Raw genomic sequence first — 15750 nt, 5'->3', positions numbered from 1 at the left:
AAGTTCTGAATGGGTCCTATTTACGGACAAGATCAGAGGAAAAGACGTGGATAAAGTCCGAATGAGGCCAGTTTACGGACAAGATCAGTGGACCGAATGTGGATAGAGTCCGAAAAGAGCCAGTTTACGGACAAGATTAGTGGAAAAAATGTGGATAGAGTCCGAATGAGGCCAGTTTACGGACAAGACCAGAGGAAAAGACGTGGATAAAGTCCGAATGAGGCCATTTTACGGACAAGACTAGTGGACCGAATGTGGATAAGGTCCGAATGATGCTAGTTTACGGACAAGATCAGTGGAAAAGACGTGGATAAAGTCCGAATGATGCCATTTTACGGACAAGATCAGTGGACCGAATGTGGATAGAGTCCGAAAAGAGCCAGTTTACGGACAAGATTAGTGGAAAAAACGTAGATAGAGTCCGAATGATGCCAGTTTACGGACAAGACCAGAGGAAAAGACGTGGATACAGTCCGAATGATGCCATTTTACGGACAAGACTAGTGGACCGAATGTGGATAAGGTCCGAATGATGCTAGTTTACGGACAAGATTAGTGGAAAAAACGTAGATAGAGTCCGAATGATGCCATTTTACGGACAAGACCAGAGGAAAAGACGTGGATACAGTCCGAATGATGCCATTTTACGGACAAGACTAGTGGACCGAATGTGGATAGAGTCCGAATGGATCCAGTTTACGGACAAGATTAGTGGAAAGAATGTGGATAAGGTCCGAAAAGAGCCATTTTACGGACAAGACTAGTGGAACGAATGTGGATAGAGTCCGAATGGATCCAGTTTACGGACAAGATTAGTGGAATACTTATGAAGACTATCTGAGCACGCTCTCCTCTAGGTATAAATCAAGTAAAATCTTCGTCAGTTTTGTTGAAATAGACACACAAGTAGAAGCGTGGAGAATGATTAAACGAATCCCCAAGCTTCTTATCTTGTTTGTACTTTCATAGAGAACTCGGTAAATCCAAAGAGAGATCCCGTTTTCTTCGCTTATTCCATGTTTGAATAATTATTGGAAATGGTTTGAGCCTCTTGTAGTTCATCTTGTGCTTGCAGGATATCTTCCTGTTCTTTTTTAACTTCACCTTGGGCATGAATTAATTGTTGTGTAAGAGACTGAACCTTTTGCTGAGCTTCAAGCAATTCTTGTTCTTCTTCCTGTAAACGTTGATGGGCTGATTGAACATCTTGCTGTGCCTTTTGTAATTGTTCTAAGTGATCGTTGTGCCTCGTCATAAAAAAGCCTCCATCTCTATTAATTGAAATGATTCCCATCTTTATTTTGTGCAAATGGTAAAAGTTTATGCCCTAATAAATAAGTTAAGCCTCCCTGCGAGCATGAAATTCATTACGGTATTGTATCAAGCGAGTGCAGTTTTCAACCTAAGCGATGTTTAGGTGACCGAATGTGATTCAAATAGATATAGGTCGCTGGATGGAAACAGATTCTTCCTTTATTCTTTACGGCATGTAATATTGAAATAGTTAACGAACATTCACTATTGCTAAAATCAAATGACTTTAATTGGTTTCCCATCTAGACGATGCTAATATATAACCTCGTCACTAGTTATTAATCCCAAAAAAATCCCAGTCAAATTTTTAAAAAGAGAATAACAATAAAGGAAGTTGACTTCTGTGATTAAAATTGGTATAGTAATAATTGTTACCGGTGTTTGGAATTAGTTCAATTAAAAAAATTGATTGTTATGCGCCAGTAGCTCAATTGGATAGAGCGTCTGACTACGGATCAGAAGGTTATGGGTTCAACTCCTGTCTGGCGCGCTTGTTTATTAACGGGAAGTAGCTCAGCTTGGTAGAGCACTTGGTTTGGGACCAAGGGGTCGCAGGTTCGAATCCTGTCTTCCCGACCATATCAACTTAAATAATATTATCGCGGGGTGGAGCAGTCCGGTAGCTCGTCGGGCTCATAACCCGGAGGTCGCAGGTTCAAATCCTGTCCCCGCAATTTGGTCCGGTAGTTCAGTTGGTTAGAATGCCTGCCTGTCACGCAGGAGGTCGCGGGTTCGAGTCCCGTCCGGACCGCCATACTAAGTTTTAGAAAATCATCTGTAGGTATGCACTTCGATTCCTACTATTTGTTTAATAATGACATGGCGATTGTGGCGAAGTGGTTAACGCATCGGATTGTGGTTCCGACATTCGTGGGTTCGATTCCCATCAGTCGCCCCATTAAACGTCATTTAGAGGCAGTCTCCTTCTTAATAAGTGTGGGGTCCATGCCTAAAATTTAACTATTTAGTAGGGGCAACCTAGTTAGATTGAGCGAGCTAAAGTATTTTCTATTTTTTGGCGGCATAGCCAAGTGGTAAGGCAAAGGTCTGCAAAACCTTTATTCACTGGTTCAAATCCAGTTGCTGCCTTCATATGTAAGCTAGTCTCTACTTAACGTAAAGATTAGCTTTTTTTTGTGATTGCAAAAGAATATCCAATAATATATCTGTTATAAATGAAAACATCAGCTATATTGCCACTTTTCACGATTATCTTTTGAATACGTATTTCTTAGAAAATCTACCGGATTTTCCTTGTGACGACCGCCTGCTGCCTCTTAAGGCATATTTTCTAGAAGGACTGTTAGGAGATTCCTCATTTTCCATGTGTTTGTTAGAATCCCAAGTGTACTCCGTTTTCTTGTCGTATTCCTGCTTTGTCTGTTCCTGTTTTCTATAGATGGAATTGATTCTTTCCATAATGGAGTCCACACTGTGTTGTTCTCTTGATTTACTTTCATCTCTAACCCCAGGCTCGTTACTACTATCCAGGTGTTCCTCGAATATATCTACGATTTCTACAATCTCTTCGATATCTACATTACGTCTAGAAGGACGTTTATATCGAGTATACTCGGGGGTCCACACATCATCCTCATCATAACCTTTTTCGCCAGACTGTTGTCCTACATAATTTTCATCATATTCATTTTCGCCAGACTGTTGTCCCGCATAATCCTCATCATAACCATTTTCGCCAGACTGTTGTCCTACATCATCCTCATCATAACCATTTTCGCCAGACTGTTGTCCTACATAATTCTCATCATAATCATTTTCGCCAGACTGTTGTTCCGCATAATGCTCTTCATAGCCATTTTCGCTAGACTGTTGTTCTGCATAATTCTCATCATACCCAGTTTCGCTAGACTGTTGTCCCGCATAATTTTCACTATAACTAGTCTCGATAGACTCTTGTCCCACTTGAGCCCAAACTTGAAGCACTTCGGATGCGACTCTTTCCCATTTATATAATGAAAGGGCAAGTTCTCTGCCTTTTTCGCCCATTTTCTTCATTAACGCCTTATTTGATAAAAGCGTAGTGATTTTTTCCTCAAATTCTGCTGGGTTTTCAGGAGTTTCTACGATTAAGCCATTTTCACCTGGAGAAACGACCTCGGGATTTCCGCCTCTTGCAGTCGTGACAATTGGCAAACCTGCTGCCATTGCTTCGTAATGAACCCTAGCCACTGGCTCTTGCCACACCGACGTACAAACAAATAAATCCGCAGCCGCATACCAATTTTGGATTTCGCTAGGGGAGACAAACCCTGTTGCAACAACAGGCACAGGCACCTTTTTCGCCAAGGCTTTTACGTATGCGATATAATCGGTGATTTCATCTTGGCTGAACCATTTGCTTCCTACGATCACTAATGCCAGATTATCAAATTTCTTAGAAAGTGCCGGTAATGCTCGAACGAGTCGATCTACCCCTTTGTTAAAAGATAATCTGCCCGCAAATAAAATAACTGTTTTGTTTTCTAACCCATGTTCTTTCCTGATTTGACTCCGAATACTTCGCATGTTTGGATGATCTCCAGGTAAAAATCGATTGGCGTCTACACCAGAATAAATATGCTGAAGTTTTGGAGCCGCTTGTGGATATAAGTTTTTAATGACATTGCCAACATATTTGCTGATCGTAATGATTTTGGATAACTCTGCTATAGCGGCGCTGGCCTCTTCAGGATTAATTTTCTCAGGAGTAAACATATCGTTATGCATACTAAGAATCAGTTTGGAATAAGGTGCTACTTTTCGAACCGGAAGAACGAGGCGAGGCCGATTGAACATATGAATATAATCATACTGGTTGGATTGAAGGTAGCGAACGACTTCTTCTTGATACACATCAAAAGTACTCCCTGGGATCCGTACATATTTGACGCCCTCAATCGTTTCCGTATCAGGAAGGGCAGGATGGTTAACCCCCAAAACAGTAATATCATGTGCTTTACTTAAAATAGGCAAGATGCCGGCAATATAGGTTTGAATCGCTCCGCCATATACGGGAGGAACGGGCAGTTTTTCTGTACAAATCATTAAGATTTTCATTAGGCTTTGACTCCCTTCCAGTCATTTTTAATTTCATCTAATACAGGCCATTTAGATTCTTCGAGTTCCACAATCGATTGAAGCATGGAAGCGGTTCCCTCGTTAAGGAATACTTCCGGCTCATAAACCATTTCCTTGATATTTTTATAAAATTCGTCTGGGAGGGATAGCTCAATCATCAAAATGTCATACAATTCGGGTGTAATCGGATTCGTTTCGTGATAGGCGTTAATCATTTCTCGAATCCAGGAGGCATCCCATCGATTGAGACCTGACATTTTTCCTTGAATTAGTTTCCGTAAATCACGGATGGGAAGATCATAGGCAACTCCATCCAAATCAATGACCCACATGCCATCGTCAGCCTTTTGACCATTTGACCAGCCATAATCTTGGTGAACGAGACCCCAATATTCATTTCCTTTTTGCACCAAGTCAAAATAAGGCGATTGGTTTAACCTCTCTAAACTGTTTCTAGCTTGTTCTTCAAATGTATCCAGAACCTGTAATAATAGGGAACTGGCTGGCAATTCAGGATATGCCAAGGCAATATTTCTAAACCAATCCATTTTTCGGATCATTTTTTCATATTTCTTTGGCCATTTCGTCAACCTTGTTGCTACTTCTGCACCTTTTGGAGGAATATAACCTTTAGTCAAACGGTGGAATTCACCAAGAGCAGAAACGAGCTCCTTTGTGCCCTCTAAATCATCTGATACGGGTGTCAATGATTGGATCCATTCTGCAACAAACCATAGTTTTCCACCAGCTTCCACATAATTCTGTCCATCCTTTGTTTTAACAATCGGTGGAACTTTCGCCTTCTGGACATCCACTAAATATTCTTGTGCACCTAAACTAAACAAACTTCTTGCGGGTCTTCGGTGTAGTAACTTTAAACTCTTTGGTCCTGCGCTTGTTTCTACTCTCCAAATGACTCCTCCTTTAAACGGTTTGGTCGCCATGACCTCCATACTTTGCCAGGAAAAGTCGTAGTGTGTAAGGACCTCTTTTCCGATTTCTGTAATATAGTCCGGTACAAATAGGTCGCCATGGATGGTTGCATCCATTTCCATTGCCCATGGGCCAATTAATAATTCATCCAACACAATCCCACCTTCAACACATAATTAATTAAGAGCCTTAGATTGGTACATTTAGGAAAAGTTAATGACCTGGCTCTTTTGCATTTTATGTTGTCACCTTAGGATTGCTTGGACAGGTTCATTAGGTAGTAGTCAAAAATCTTGTTCTTAACTCGATTCAACGGAAGTCTTCCACATCTATAAGTGCGGGTTAATGCCAAAGGGTCATATGTTTCATTGGGGGGCCAGCCCCCGTTGAATAGCCTGGGCCTCTGGTAAGATTTGTGAGTTTTTAACGTTTTTGATCAAGCGAGTTCGACGATAGACACAATTTCCTAGTCAGGACAGATATTGGGATAAGCCTTACTGAAGCAAGATAAAATCAAGGTATAAATTGGGTGGGACGAATTCGATCATGATAGACGAATGCTTATACAAATGGATTTTCAAAAGCATAGGATACAAAAGTAGAAAAAAGGAGGAGTATTATGCAGCAAAAGGATAAGCCCGTCTTAGTGACTGGCAGTGCAGGATTTATCGGATTCCATCTATCGGAGCGCTTACTTAACGAAGGCTATCATGTTCTCGGATTGGATAATCTTAATGACTACTACGATCCCCAATTAAAGCATGACCGATTGGACGTATTAAAAAAGCAGCCCAACTTTACTTTTATAAAAGGCTCTCTAGAAAATCTTGAATTACTTGAAAGCCTTTTCGATCAATATGATTTAGAGGTGGTTGTCCATCTTGCGGCACAGGCAGGGGTTAGATACAGCCTTACAAATCCGCACGCGTATATCCAATCAAATCTTGTGGGATTTACAAATTTGTTAGAATGCTGTAAAAAACATCAAATTTCCCATTTTATTTATGCCTCATCCAGTTCCGTTTATGGTGGAAACAAGAAGATTCCATTTTCAGTCTCAGATCGCACCGATGAGCCTGTAAGTTTATATGCAGCAACGAAAAAGGCCAATGAACTGCTAGCCCATACGTATAGCCATTTATATCGCTTGCCGACAACGGGATTGCGCTTTTTTACCGTTTACGGACCTTGGGGCAGACCAGATATGGCGATCTATTCTTTTACGAAGGCGATGATCGAACAAAAGCCTATTGATGTTTACAATTACGGGGATATGCAACGGGACTTCACTTATATTGATGATGTCATTCAATCTATTTTTCTATTAATAAAAAAAGGTCCTCCAAAGGATCCTTTATACAAAGTTTATAATATTGGTAATAATAAGCCCGTCCAACTTAACCACTTAATTCATTTACTAGAAAAAGAATTAGGCATAAAAGCGGAAAAGAGATTGTTGCCCATTCAGCCTGGAGACGTTCATAAAACCTATGCTGATATTGATGAATTAATAGAGGATATTCACTTCCAACCAAATATTTCGATTGAAAAGGGGATTAAAAGGTTTATTCAATGGTATAAACAGTACTATAACCCACCAATGTCTTAAAGTCACTGGTTTTAGGTTGATACTTACGCCTCTTGACCATAGTGGCAGGGAACACATAGTCTTACTATCAAAAGGAAGATCTTTGGGACAGGATTCGAAGATTAAAAACAAGGAAAATGTTGCACATAAAATATTACATTAAGCGGTATTCTAAACTCCCAAATGTAATATTTTGCGAACTGAATAAATGTTTATCAGGCTTAACCGGCAGTAAGACTCCCACCTCAAGATTCTGATAGGTGGGGGATCAACTGCCCGTAGAGCTCCGGAAGCTGAACACAGACTAAATACACCTACGGCAAAGTCTGTGTGACCAGCAAGCTGCAGGCCTCGGGCTTTCCATCAGTTGGGGATGAAAGAAAACTCCCGCTGAATAGAAGCTTCACTTTATGGGTAAAGTAGTTGATTGCTTTACTTCATTTTGTAAGGAATGTAAGGCTTCTTTTCCAAAGAAGGCCTCAGACTTTTGGGATATTTCAATTAACATTTCATTATTTTTCAATAACGTCTTACGAATCAGTCTTATCAATAGGAGGGCATCTCCTCCAGTAATTTGCTTAGCTACACGTTCAAGCAGCACTTTTGCATCAACCGAATATTTGTGGGCAAAGTTATGACACATGATCATATTCTTCCGAAGGCCATCAGAATATTCTCCTGAAAAAGCTCGGCGAATACATCCCCGAATTCCAGCATGTCCGTATGATATTTCAGAGACTGCTCGATAAAAAAGAACCATTCCATCTGTATGACTTGATTCCGGGTGTAAGCGCAGCTCACTAACTAGTGAGGCTAAATGTCGAACAACCACCTTAGCTGACTCTGTTGCGTTCCACCACTCTAATAAACGATATTGATCTTCTTCACTCATACTCAGCGTTTGTGTGTATGGCATGATTTCCTCCTCTTGTTAATCTTCTTAAAGTCGCGGGATTGCTTGAACGTTTTTTATCCTTGAACGAACCATTTCCCATTCAGAACCTAGAAGCATTTGACCAAGTCTTATGGCTTCTTTAATTCTAATGGAAATTTGATTATTTAAATATCGACTGTGCCCGACCAGATATAACATGTCTGTAGATGCCTCTTTAACAGCTAGTTCAAAATTAGGGCTTAATTGTTTTTCACTAATCCGTAAAGTATCTAGGTCAAACACCAGCACCTCTTTTGCGAGAGGAATCCGCTCTCCACTAAGTAGTCGTTGAATGGTTCCTTGAGCTGCATCAAATCCATATCCGATATCTGCTACAGAAGCATGATATGGATTAAGTCCAGGGGCAGTTCGTAAGGAAGGAATAGAGCGAAAACCCGTAGTAATGGAGCATACGACTTCTTTAGCAGCCATTCCTTTCTCTAATGCAGAATGGATAGCATGAAGATAAAAGATTCTATGGTCGGAATTCATATCCATATTGGGAGTTGTCATTAATTTAATCCTCACCTTTAAAAGAAAATTTTTCCTAAATTTGTAGGATAAGGACCTAGTTACACTAACTATAATGTCAAAATAATAAAAAACGCTTCTATTCACAAAAGTAATGGAGCAAGACCATTGTCAGTATTTAACCGGGACTAGTATTGCCACTGTATTTATGTGAATGGGGATGAATACCATTTACCGTTGTAACTCCGCGAAAGTTATGATAATGACCTCCCTCAGGCAAAGGAATGGCTGGCCCTGTAACACCCCGAATCTCATGTCTATGTCCATCGTTGATAGCAGTAACCGTCATATATTTATGTGTATGTGGTACTCCAGTAGGTGCTGGTTCAGTTGTGCCAGCATACCTATGATCATGTCCATCATTAACAGAGGTAACCCCTGAGAAATGATGCCTATGAACGGGTCTTCCATCCCAAGAAGTAAGGTATAAAGCATGCGAATGTTCACCGTGTTTATTTAAATCAGATGACTCAATGATAAAACCAGTAACAGGTATCTCCATTAGGCTCACCTTCCTATTTATGTCGTCGAAAGAACATATGTTGATAAAGAAAAAATATGACTAAGGATTTAGAGCTTAACCAAAAGCAAATTCCTCTAGGTTTGGAGTCATGAGTTTTCTTGGTTTATGAAAAAAAGGTTGTAGCAAAATGTTTGTCATACTATTAATTACTAACTCGTCTTGTCTTGATCATTATGTAAATGAGGATGAGCGATGGTTACAGTTACTACACTCCATATATTATGAAAATGGAAGGGGAAGGCTGATTGTCGAATTTAATGTTTATGCTCATCCTCTAATCTCTACTAATTGACAGGTGTTTTCCCATTTAAAAATAGTAGCGTTCGGAAAACAAAGTAGCAATAATGATATAGGACGTAAAGAAAGGTCTGTGTCATTCTCTGTGAACATACTTAAAGAAGATTCCTAAAAGATACGTCGTCTTCCCCTAAAAGAGAAAATAGCAGCTACAAATACAAATGAAAAAAACCTTCTTCTACCAAATCCATCTCGGATAAAAACACCCCTTGGTGGATCTACTCCGTCCATAACTCCTCTAAACATTCTACCGTCTCTTCCATGAATAACAACTTCATGACCTCTGTGTCTCATAAGTCTATGCATTTTGTTCCCCCCTTTCCTAATGATAAAATTTAAAGTTTTTTATCAGGCTTAACAGGCAGTAAGGCCCCTACTGATGGAAGTTTCATTTGATAGACGGGTTGAAGAATAGATCGGGTCCTTTTCTGTAAATCAAAAGAGAGGACTCTAAATTTCTTAGAATCCAACTCAACTTTTTCCGGAAGATAACAAAAACTTAATAGCCGCTCATGAATTGAGTACCAACAATAATCAATAGGATGAAGAGTACAACAATTAATGCAAAACCAGAACCACTGCTGCACCCGCCGCCATATGACATAAACTTCCACCTCCTCCTTCACTAGACTTAAGATAATATATGTAATTTTTTATAATTTGAAATGGACAAGCATGGATATGTTGTCAATTTAGGAAAAATCATGTAAATAAAAGGGGACAGAAATGCTAGAAAGGGGTAAAAGTGGATTCTATCAAAGTCAAATGTCACAGTTTGAGTTATTACACAAGAGAATACTAACCCTGTTATTTAGAATACAAGTTGAAAAAAACGTAGTTAAGAAATAAATATTTATCAGGCTTAATGGGCAGTAAGACTCCCACCTCAAGATTCTAAGTATAATAAAAGAAAATAGACGGGTTAAACTACCCGTAAAGCTCAGAAAAGAAAGAACACAGACTAAATACGCCTGTGGCAACATCTGTATGAGCCGTGCCTAAAGGTTTCCATCAATGGGGGATGATTGAACCCCCCCCTGATGGAAGTTTCACCTTATTGCTATATACGGATACTTGTCCAAACATTAGTGTAATAAGATTTATCAAGCTTAACGGGCAGTAGGACCCCCACCTCAAGATTCTAAGTATAATAAAAGAAGATAGGTAGGGGGATGAAAGAAAATCCCTACTGATGGAAGTTTCCACTTTATAAGTCCTAATTAGAAGAGGGATTAGGGCGCCAGGCAACTTCCAAAAAGTGCGTGGGTACCTGGCGCCTTGTGATCATCACATGGAGATTGCTCTTCTAGCAAGCTTCATATCATTTTGAAGAAGCTTATTTAAATCATAAGATTGGTACAGCCCATTTCTATACATATAATTGAAGATTCTTTCATGACCATTGATGGCCAGATTTAGTTGTTTCTTTAGAACCGCTCTTAAAGCCGGTGTAGCTGTTTCTGTAATGGCTACCCCATAGTTCCTTACGGCCGTTTTTGAGAAGGCTAATAAATCCCCTGCCAAGAAGCTGTCTGTAACCCGGTATTCATTTGATTCACCAGGGTGGGGAGCCGCAGGATAAAATTGAAGCAGTTCTTTTAAATTCATTTGTAGTTCTTCAATTGTTTGTTGATAAATCCTTTTCAAGTTAGAGTCCTGTATATTCCCTAATCCTGTTTTTAGTTTCATGAGTCCGATAGATTGAAATGCGACTAACTCATGCATTTCGAGGGTTTCATGCCATGCAAGGGTTTTTGGGTTTTTATGGTCCAACATCGATCTCTCCTTTTTCATTACTGCACTTAGTTTATGTGATTAGAGAAAATTAGGTACTTATCCTAATTAGAATGGGCGCAGAATAGCTAGTATGGCATTATGTATAAGGAGATCCTAAGCGTTCTTGAACGTTAAAACCCTCACCCATAGGGAAAACTGTCGAAATATTTGGTACGGAAATTCTTGATGATTGTAAACGGTTTCAACTATAATTTAATTAGGAGGGATGGCATGCGTGGCCATCATAGTATATGGCGTAGGTGGGGCCAATACATGATAAAAGGTTATTCGGAACGATCCTAATGGCGCTTAAAGATCATCAAGAATAACGAATTTTTAGAGATAAATTTAAAAAGAGAATTTTAAAAGTTTAATATGTATGGAAGAATAATAGTTAAGGGGAGGTGAAATAGATGTCGAAGGAAAATAATAAATTAACGATTTTAGACTTTGTCATTGACGAGCGTTTCCATTTAAACAGTTATATTTCCTATTTGTTTTTTCAATTAACAAATAACAATTACCCGAAAAGAGAGTCATCATAACCGACGATGAGACTCTCTTTTTGTGTAATTGGTTGTAGTGTATTAACTATTTCTTAAAAAGCCCTGCATCCCTGGCTGCTTCAATGCTGTTTTTGGCAAATGTAAATGGATCACCAACGTTTTCCCAGTGCATATACATTAATCGCGGCTCATCAAACAGCCAATGGTTATGAAGGGCTGTAACAATAATCCCTCTTTTACGCAGTTCGGTTAGGAATCGATTGATTTCCTTTTGAAGAATAACTGTTTCTCCAAGGTTTAAAGTTTCGCCACCTTGATTATTTTCAAAGGAAAGTGCAAATGGAAGGGCAAGCGGGGATTGAGTTCGACGACCTAGGATCGTGGCATCAATGTTCCGAAGTCGCTGTACAACACAAGCAGGTGACGATGTAATCACATCTCCCCCCATGATATCTGCAAGTTTTTCACAAGTTGACCTATGTCTCCTGTGATCATCTTTGTGAGACCCCATATCGTGATGTTTCCTGTCATCATCTCTGTGAGACTCCATATCGTGATGTCTCCTGTGATCATCTCTATGAGACTCCATATCGTGATGTCTCCTGTGATCATCTCTATGAGACCTCATATTGTGATGTCTCCTGTCATCGAATTCTGACTCTACATCGAATTCCTCGCGAATGTTTTCCCGATCATGACGATTACGATCAGATCCAAAAAGAATACCATCCCAAAAATCTCTTCTTTCCACTTAAAATCCACTCCTTGAATTTAGTTATCTATATAATGTATTCAAGAATGGTGGACATGCTTGGTCATATAACTGAGTCAAACAAGAAAAGGCAATTGAGAATATTTAGGCACGTCACTTTGGTCTATATTTAGAAACCAAGTATAGTTTAATTTTCTGTTTCTCTATTCGTTGTCACGTATAGTAATAGATTGATTTCAATTCAATGGAAGCGGGTATTATACATATGTGGTATCTTATGTTTATAAGCAGTACATCGGAGGGAGATCAATGTTTGAGAAATTTAGAAAGAAAAGCCAAGGGCAAGAGCAACTTGAAGCAATTGAAGAGAAAGAGATTCAACTAAGCGATGAAGAAATAGTGGAGTTAAAGCGTGAGGCAGCAACGATGGATGAAGAGACCCTTCAAAAGCTTAGTAAGCATTATTCGGAGGACGGGCTTTGGAAAAAGATAAAGAAATACGCTAAAAAAGCGGGTTCATCAGCCGTATATGTCGTTCTACTTCTTTATTATGTGTTGCAAAAGAAAGAAGTACCTAAGAAAAATAAAGCGATTATTATTGGTGCATTAGGTTATTTTATTTTGCCTTTAGACCTGATCCCCGATGTAGCAGCAGTAATCGGCTATACCGATGATCTAGGAGCACTTCTTGCAGCTTTATGGCAAGTTTCGATGTATATTGATGATGATGTGAAAAACCAAGCAAAAGAAAAGCTCAAGAATTGGTTTGGCGAAGAGGTAAACACTGCGGAAATCGATGGGAAATTACAATAAAGTGAAACCTGTTAAGCCTGATAAAAATAAAGAAAAAGGTACTAAGTAACTCCAACTTTTTGGAATACGCCTAGTACCTTTATTTGTCTCTGACCCGGACAGTCAGCAGCATGATGAAGGAAATAATAACAATTGAAATCACCCACATCCATGCCAATGTCATATTGCCAGAGTCAATCGCAATATAAATTGCTGTAGGAATCGTTTGGGTTTCCCCTGGAATATTACCAGCGAACATTAAGGTAGCACCAAACTCACCTAATGCTCGGGCAAAGCTTAAGATGCTTCCCGAAATAAGCGCCTTTGAAGCGAGAGGAATCGAAATCAATAAGAAAACTCTCCATTCATTCGCACCATCTACCCTTGCAGCGTCTTCAATATCAAGGCTGACCTCTTGAAATCCAGATTTTGCAGATTGATACATAAGTGGGAAGGCGACAACGATCGATGCAATGACAGCCGCCCACCATGTGAAAATAATCGGCCCATCAAAAAGCCACTCTATTGCTTGTCCAACAATACTATTTTTTCCAAAAATGACTATGAGGAAAAATCCGACAACAGTAGGGGGGAGAACCATTGGGAGCATAAGAATGGTTTCCAAAACAGCCTTACCTTTAAAATCTCTTCTCGCTAAAAGTCGCCCAGCCAAAGTTCCAATGACAATCACAACCATGCCCGCAATTGTAGCTATTTTCAAGGATAACCATATGGGACTCCAAAAATCGTTACTTAATAGTAAATCCATATTTCTCAAATACCTTTAATGCTTCGTCATTTTGTAAATACTCGTAAAAATCTTTTGCAGCCTCATAATGCTCTGAATCCTTAATCACACCAACTGGATAAACAATCGGTGTATGTGTATCCGTTTCAGCAGTCGCAATGATTTCAACTTGATCAGAACCTAATGCATCTGTTTTGTACACCATTCCAGCTTCAACATTACCGGTTCCTACATAGGATAATACTTGACGGACATCCTTTGCATAAACGATTTTTGACTCAGCATCTTTCCATAACCCTATATTTTCAAGAGACTCTCTTGCATATTTACCCGCTGGCACGGTTTCAGGTGTTCCAATTGAGATTTTATCTATACCTGCTTTTGCCAGATCTTCAAAGTTCTTAATCATTGAACCCTCTTTTGGGACAATTAAGACGAGTTCATTACCTAGAAGGTCCATCCCATCCTCTTCTGCAATAACACCTTCCTCAACTAATAAGTCAAACTTATCTTCCGCTGCTGAGAAAAATAAATCTACTGGTGCTCCTTGAGAGACTTGTTGCTGCAAAGAACCAGAGGCTCCAAAGTTGAATCTTAACGTTACTTCAGGATGCTCCGCTTGATAGGCTTTTTGGATGACATTCATGGCATCCGCCAAACTAGCAGCGGCCGAAACCGTTAATTCCACGTTATTTTTACCTTCTGTTTCTTGTTTATCTGTATTTTTGTTATTCGCACATGATGAGGCAAATAGTAAAGCTAAGATAATGCTAGCGAATAGAAACCACCTTTTCATTTTCCACCTCTGACAAATAAAAATATTTCATTATCATTATTATAACGTATAAAAGAGCTTGAAAGATATAAGGTGAAACATGGTTATCATTTTAGACCAACGAAAAAGTTAATCTACAAATCATTTTAAGTGAAGGAATGACTTCAAACAAGTTCAGCATTTAATGAAATCTCTGTACAAAAAAGGTGTAAAGGCAGCAGATAGGGGGATTTTAATATGAAACTTTCCTTAGAAGATACTTGTTTATCTGCATTCGTCATAACTTGGAAATTTAGAGAAACTTTAAAAAAGATTAATAAAACCATCAATGAAACAAATAATACCTTTGTAATTAAAAATAAATTAAGGTGGTTTTATTATGTATTTTTATAAAGAGGATTTAATCAATATGATTGTTCCGGATCAACCTGATCCTGCCGCAGCTAAAGTATTACAAGAAACATTGGGTGGTCGTTTCGGTGAAATGCGAACGATGATGCAATTCTTTTTTCAAAGCTCCAACTTTCGCGGGAATGCAAAACAATACCGAGATTTAATACGAGGGATTTTTCTTGAAGAAATCAGCCATGTGGAACTTGTCCAAACAACGATCAATCAATTGCTCAACGGTTCAGGGGATCCAGGGGTAGGTGCTGCAGGTCCAGATGGTTCTCCGTTAGATGAAGCGGTGTTGCATGCAAATCCACATCACTACATAATGGGTGCGCAAAGCTCCTTGCCTGTTGATGCCGGCGGAAATCCTTGGACTGGGAATTATGTATACAGCCATGGGAATTTAATTAGCGATTTGCTTGATAACCTTGTACTTGAATCAACCGGGGTTTTACAGAAGACAAGAATCTATGAAATGAGTTCAAATAAAACCTTCAGAGAAACACTTGCTTTCTTAATTGTCCGTGATAATGCCCATCAAAATGCCTTTGCTAAAGCATTGGAAACGCTAGGGGTAAACTGGGGAAAAATTTTGCCGGTTCCAAATTATGATATTAATAAATATCCAGAGTGTAGAAAATATGTGGAAATGGGCTTCCACAATGCACAATTTAACTTCAGATTAGATGATACAAGAATTGGAGAGATCTTCCAAGGAGAATCGCCAAGCCGAGACGATGGGGAACTAAAAGTAGTGGACCCACCAGCAGGCTATCCAATTCCGATGATGCCTGAAATGCCAAACGAACACAGCCCAGGCTTACATGATTTAAACCAATAATGATCGACT

At 39.3% G+C, this 15750-nt stretch carries 16 protein-coding genes, 6 tRNA genes and 1 pseudogene; 11 read left to right on the top strand and 12 right to left on the bottom strand.

What is annotated here, in order from left to right; genetic code table 11:
* The first annotated feature begins 581 nt into the window (after window positions 1–581).
* The gene (locus tag R4Z10_RS18575; protein ID WP_338470761.1) at window positions 582–764 is read left to right on the top strand and encodes a hypothetical protein; all 183 of its coding nucleotides are present in this window, start codon (window positions 582–584) and stop codon (window positions 762–764) included.
* 245 nt (window positions 765–1009) lie between these two features.
* On the opposite strand, the gene R4Z10_RS18570 is transcribed toward R4Z10_RS18575, so the two are convergent.
* A complete protein-coding gene (locus R4Z10_RS18570) occupies window positions 1010–1255 on the bottom strand; it encodes a hypothetical protein (protein WP_338470760.1) in 246 nt (81 codons plus the stop codon).
* Window positions 1256–1730: 475 nt separating this feature from the next.
* On the opposite strand from R4Z10_RS18570, the gene R4Z10_RS18565 reads away from it, so the two are divergent.
* The 6 genes from R4Z10_RS18565 to R4Z10_RS18540 all read left to right on the top strand — a co-directional run bounded on the left by R4Z10_RS18565 (window position 1731) and on the right by R4Z10_RS18540 (window position 2403).
* Window positions 1731–1804: transfer RNA gene (locus R4Z10_RS18565), tRNA-Arg, on the top strand.
* A 12-nt stretch (window positions 1805–1816) separates the two neighbouring features.
* Window positions 1817–1893, top strand: a tRNA-Pro gene (locus R4Z10_RS18560).
* Window positions 1894–1914: 21 nt separating this feature from the next.
* A tRNA-Met gene (locus tag R4Z10_RS18555) sits at window positions 1915–1988 on the top strand.
* 3 nt (window positions 1989–1991) lie between these two features.
* Window positions 1992–2068: transfer RNA gene (locus R4Z10_RS18550), tRNA-Asp, on the top strand.
* A gap of 68 nt (window positions 2069–2136) precedes the next feature.
* Window positions 2137–2212 (top strand) — tRNA-His (locus R4Z10_RS18545).
* 119 nt (window positions 2213–2331) lie between these two features.
* A tRNA-Cys gene (locus R4Z10_RS18540) sits at window positions 2332–2403 on the top strand.
* An 834-nt stretch (window positions 2404–3237) separates the two neighbouring features.
* Here R4Z10_RS18540 and R4Z10_RS18535 read toward each other — a convergent pair.
* Window positions 3238–4371 (bottom strand): annotated as a pseudogene (locus tag R4Z10_RS18535) (glycosyltransferase family 4 protein); the annotation flags it as partial.
* Complete coding sequence (locus R4Z10_RS18530; RefSeq protein ID WP_338470759.1) at window positions 4371–5477, bottom strand: CotS family spore coat protein; 1107 nt, start codon at window positions 5475–5477, stop codon at window positions 4371–4373. The pseudogene R4Z10_RS18535 and the gene R4Z10_RS18530, both read right to left, overlap by 1 nt.
* A gap of 467 nt (window positions 5478–5944) precedes the next feature.
* On the opposite strand from R4Z10_RS18530, the gene R4Z10_RS18525 reads away from it, so the two are divergent.
* Window positions 5945–6934, top strand: a complete 990-nt coding sequence (locus R4Z10_RS18525) for an NAD-dependent epimerase/dehydratase family protein (protein WP_338470758.1) — start codon at window positions 5945–5947, stop codon at window positions 6932–6934.
* Window positions 6935–7316: 382 nt separating this feature from the next.
* Here the strand turns inward: R4Z10_RS18525 and R4Z10_RS18520 are convergent, their stop codons facing one another.
* The 6 genes from R4Z10_RS18520 to R4Z10_RS18495 form a co-directional block, all read right to left on the bottom strand.
* Window positions 7317–7829, bottom strand: a complete 513-nt coding sequence (locus tag R4Z10_RS18520; protein WP_338470757.1) for a hypothetical protein — start codon at window positions 7827–7829, stop codon at window positions 7317–7319.
* 24 nt (window positions 7830–7853) lie between these two features.
* Entirely contained in the window at window positions 7854–8360 is a 507-nt protein-coding gene (locus tag R4Z10_RS18515; RefSeq protein ID WP_338470756.1) for a hypothetical protein, read from the bottom strand.
* 136 nt (window positions 8361–8496) lie between these two features.
* Window positions 8497–8880, bottom strand: a complete 384-nt coding sequence (locus R4Z10_RS18510; protein WP_338470755.1) for a YmaF family protein — start codon at window positions 8878–8880, stop codon at window positions 8497–8499.
* A 426-nt stretch (window positions 8881–9306) separates the two neighbouring features.
* Window positions 9307–9504, bottom strand: a complete 198-nt coding sequence (locus R4Z10_RS18505) for a hypothetical protein (protein WP_338470754.1) — start codon at window positions 9502–9504, stop codon at window positions 9307–9309.
* A 193-nt stretch (window positions 9505–9697) separates the two neighbouring features.
* Window positions 9698–9802 carry a YjcZ family sporulation protein gene (locus R4Z10_RS18500; protein ID WP_338470753.1) on the bottom strand — a complete coding sequence of 35 codons (105 nt, stop codon included), beginning with the start codon at window positions 9800–9802 and terminating at the stop codon, window positions 9698–9700.
* A gap of 683 nt (window positions 9803–10485) precedes the next feature.
* Entirely contained in the window at window positions 10486–10971 is a 486-nt protein-coding gene (locus R4Z10_RS18495) for a spore coat protein (protein WP_338470752.1), read from the bottom strand.
* Between the two features lie 416 nt (window positions 10972–11387).
* Here R4Z10_RS18495 and R4Z10_RS18490 point away from each other — a divergent pair, with 416 nt between their 5' ends.
* Window positions 11388–11519, top strand: a complete 132-nt coding sequence (locus R4Z10_RS18490) for a hypothetical protein (protein ID WP_338470751.1) — start codon at window positions 11388–11390, stop codon at window positions 11517–11519.
* Window positions 11520–11565: 46 nt separating this feature from the next.
* On the opposite strand, the gene R4Z10_RS18485 is transcribed toward R4Z10_RS18490, so the two are convergent.
* A complete protein-coding gene (locus R4Z10_RS18485) occupies window positions 11566–12231 on the bottom strand; it encodes a DUF1259 domain-containing protein (protein WP_338470750.1) in 666 nt (221 codons plus the stop codon).
* A gap of 387 nt (window positions 12232–12618) precedes the next feature.
* Between R4Z10_RS18485 and R4Z10_RS18480 the strand changes: the two genes are divergently transcribed.
* Entirely contained in the window at window positions 12619–13005 is a 387-nt protein-coding gene (locus R4Z10_RS18480; RefSeq protein ID WP_338473274.1) for a DUF1232 domain-containing protein, read from the top strand.
* A 79-nt stretch (window positions 13006–13084) separates the two neighbouring features.
* Here the strand turns inward: R4Z10_RS18480 and modB are convergent, their stop codons facing one another.
* Window positions 13085–13753, bottom strand: a complete 669-nt coding sequence (modB, locus tag R4Z10_RS18475; protein ID WP_338470749.1) for a molybdate ABC transporter permease subunit — start codon at window positions 13751–13753, stop codon at window positions 13085–13087.
* Window positions 13734–14528 carry a molybdate ABC transporter substrate-binding protein gene (gene modA / locus R4Z10_RS18470; RefSeq protein ID WP_338470748.1) on the bottom strand — a complete coding sequence of 265 codons (795 nt, stop codon included), beginning with the start codon at window positions 14526–14528 and terminating at the stop codon, window positions 13734–13736. The genes modB and modA overlap by 20 nt, the downstream gene beginning before the upstream one ends.
* 358 nt (window positions 14529–14886) lie before the next feature.
* Here modA and R4Z10_RS18465 point away from each other — a divergent pair, with 358 nt between their 5' ends.
* Window positions 14887–15741: a manganese catalase family protein gene (locus R4Z10_RS18465; protein WP_338470747.1), complete on the top strand. Its 855-nt coding sequence runs from the start codon at window positions 14887–14889 to the stop codon at window positions 15739–15741.
* Window positions 15742–15750: the final 9 nt, after the last annotated feature.

It is taken from the genome of Niallia sp. XMNu-256 (assembly GCF_036670015.1).
In the GTDB taxonomy this organism is placed as follows: domain Bacteria; phylum Bacillota; class Bacilli; order Bacillales; family Cytobacillaceae; genus Bacillus_BD.
The sequence above is the reverse complement of the archived record's forward strand: the minus strand, read 5'-3'. Positions and strand labels throughout refer to the sequence as shown.

What these genes read in the sequence shown, in the direction of transcription:
- R4Z10_RS18510 (WP_338470755.1), bottom strand. Translation starts at nt 8,880, where the DNA reads ATGGAGATACCTGTTACTGGTTTTATCATTGAGTCATCTGATTTAAAT.
- R4Z10_RS18520 (WP_338470757.1), bottom strand. Translation starts at nt 7,829, where the DNA reads ATGCCATACACACAAACGCTGAGTATGAGTGAAGAAGATCAATATCGT.
- R4Z10_RS18465 (WP_338470747.1), top strand. Translation starts at nt 14,887, where the DNA reads ATGTATTTTTATAAAGAGGATTTAATCAATATGATTGTTCCGGATCAA.
- R4Z10_RS18575 (WP_338470761.1), top strand. Translation starts at nt 582, where the DNA reads ATGATGCCATTTTACGGACAAGACCAGAGGAAAAGACGTGGATACAGT.
- R4Z10_RS18515 (WP_338470756.1), bottom strand. Translation starts at nt 8,360, where the DNA reads ATGACAACTCCCAATATGGATATGAATTCCGACCATAGAATCTTTTAT.
- modA (WP_338470748.1), bottom strand. Translation starts at nt 14,528, where the DNA reads ATGAAAAGGTGGTTTCTATTCGCTAGCATTATCTTAGCTTTACTATTT.
- R4Z10_RS18490 (WP_338470751.1), top strand. Translation starts at nt 11,388, where the DNA reads ATGTCGAAGGAAAATAATAAATTAACGATTTTAGACTTTGTCATTGAC.
- modB (WP_338470749.1), bottom strand. Translation starts at nt 13,753, where the DNA reads ATGGATTTACTATTAAGTAACGATTTTTGGAGTCCCATATGGTTATCC.
- R4Z10_RS18570 (WP_338470760.1), bottom strand. Translation starts at nt 1,255, where the DNA reads ATGACGAGGCACAACGATCACTTAGAACAATTACAAAAGGCACAGCAA.
- R4Z10_RS18480 (WP_338473274.1), top strand. Translation starts at nt 12,619, where the DNA reads ATGGATGAAGAGACCCTTCAAAAGCTTAGTAAGCATTATTCGGAGGAC.
- R4Z10_RS18525 (WP_338470758.1), top strand. Translation starts at nt 5,945, where the DNA reads ATGCAGCAAAAGGATAAGCCCGTCTTAGTGACTGGCAGTGCAGGATTT.
- R4Z10_RS18500 (WP_338470753.1), bottom strand. Translation starts at nt 9,802, where the DNA reads ATGTCATATGGCGGCGGGTGCAGCAGTGGTTCTGGTTTTGCATTAATT.
- R4Z10_RS18505 (WP_338470754.1), bottom strand. Translation starts at nt 9,504, where the DNA reads ATGCATAGACTTATGAGACACAGAGGTCATGAAGTTGTTATTCATGGA.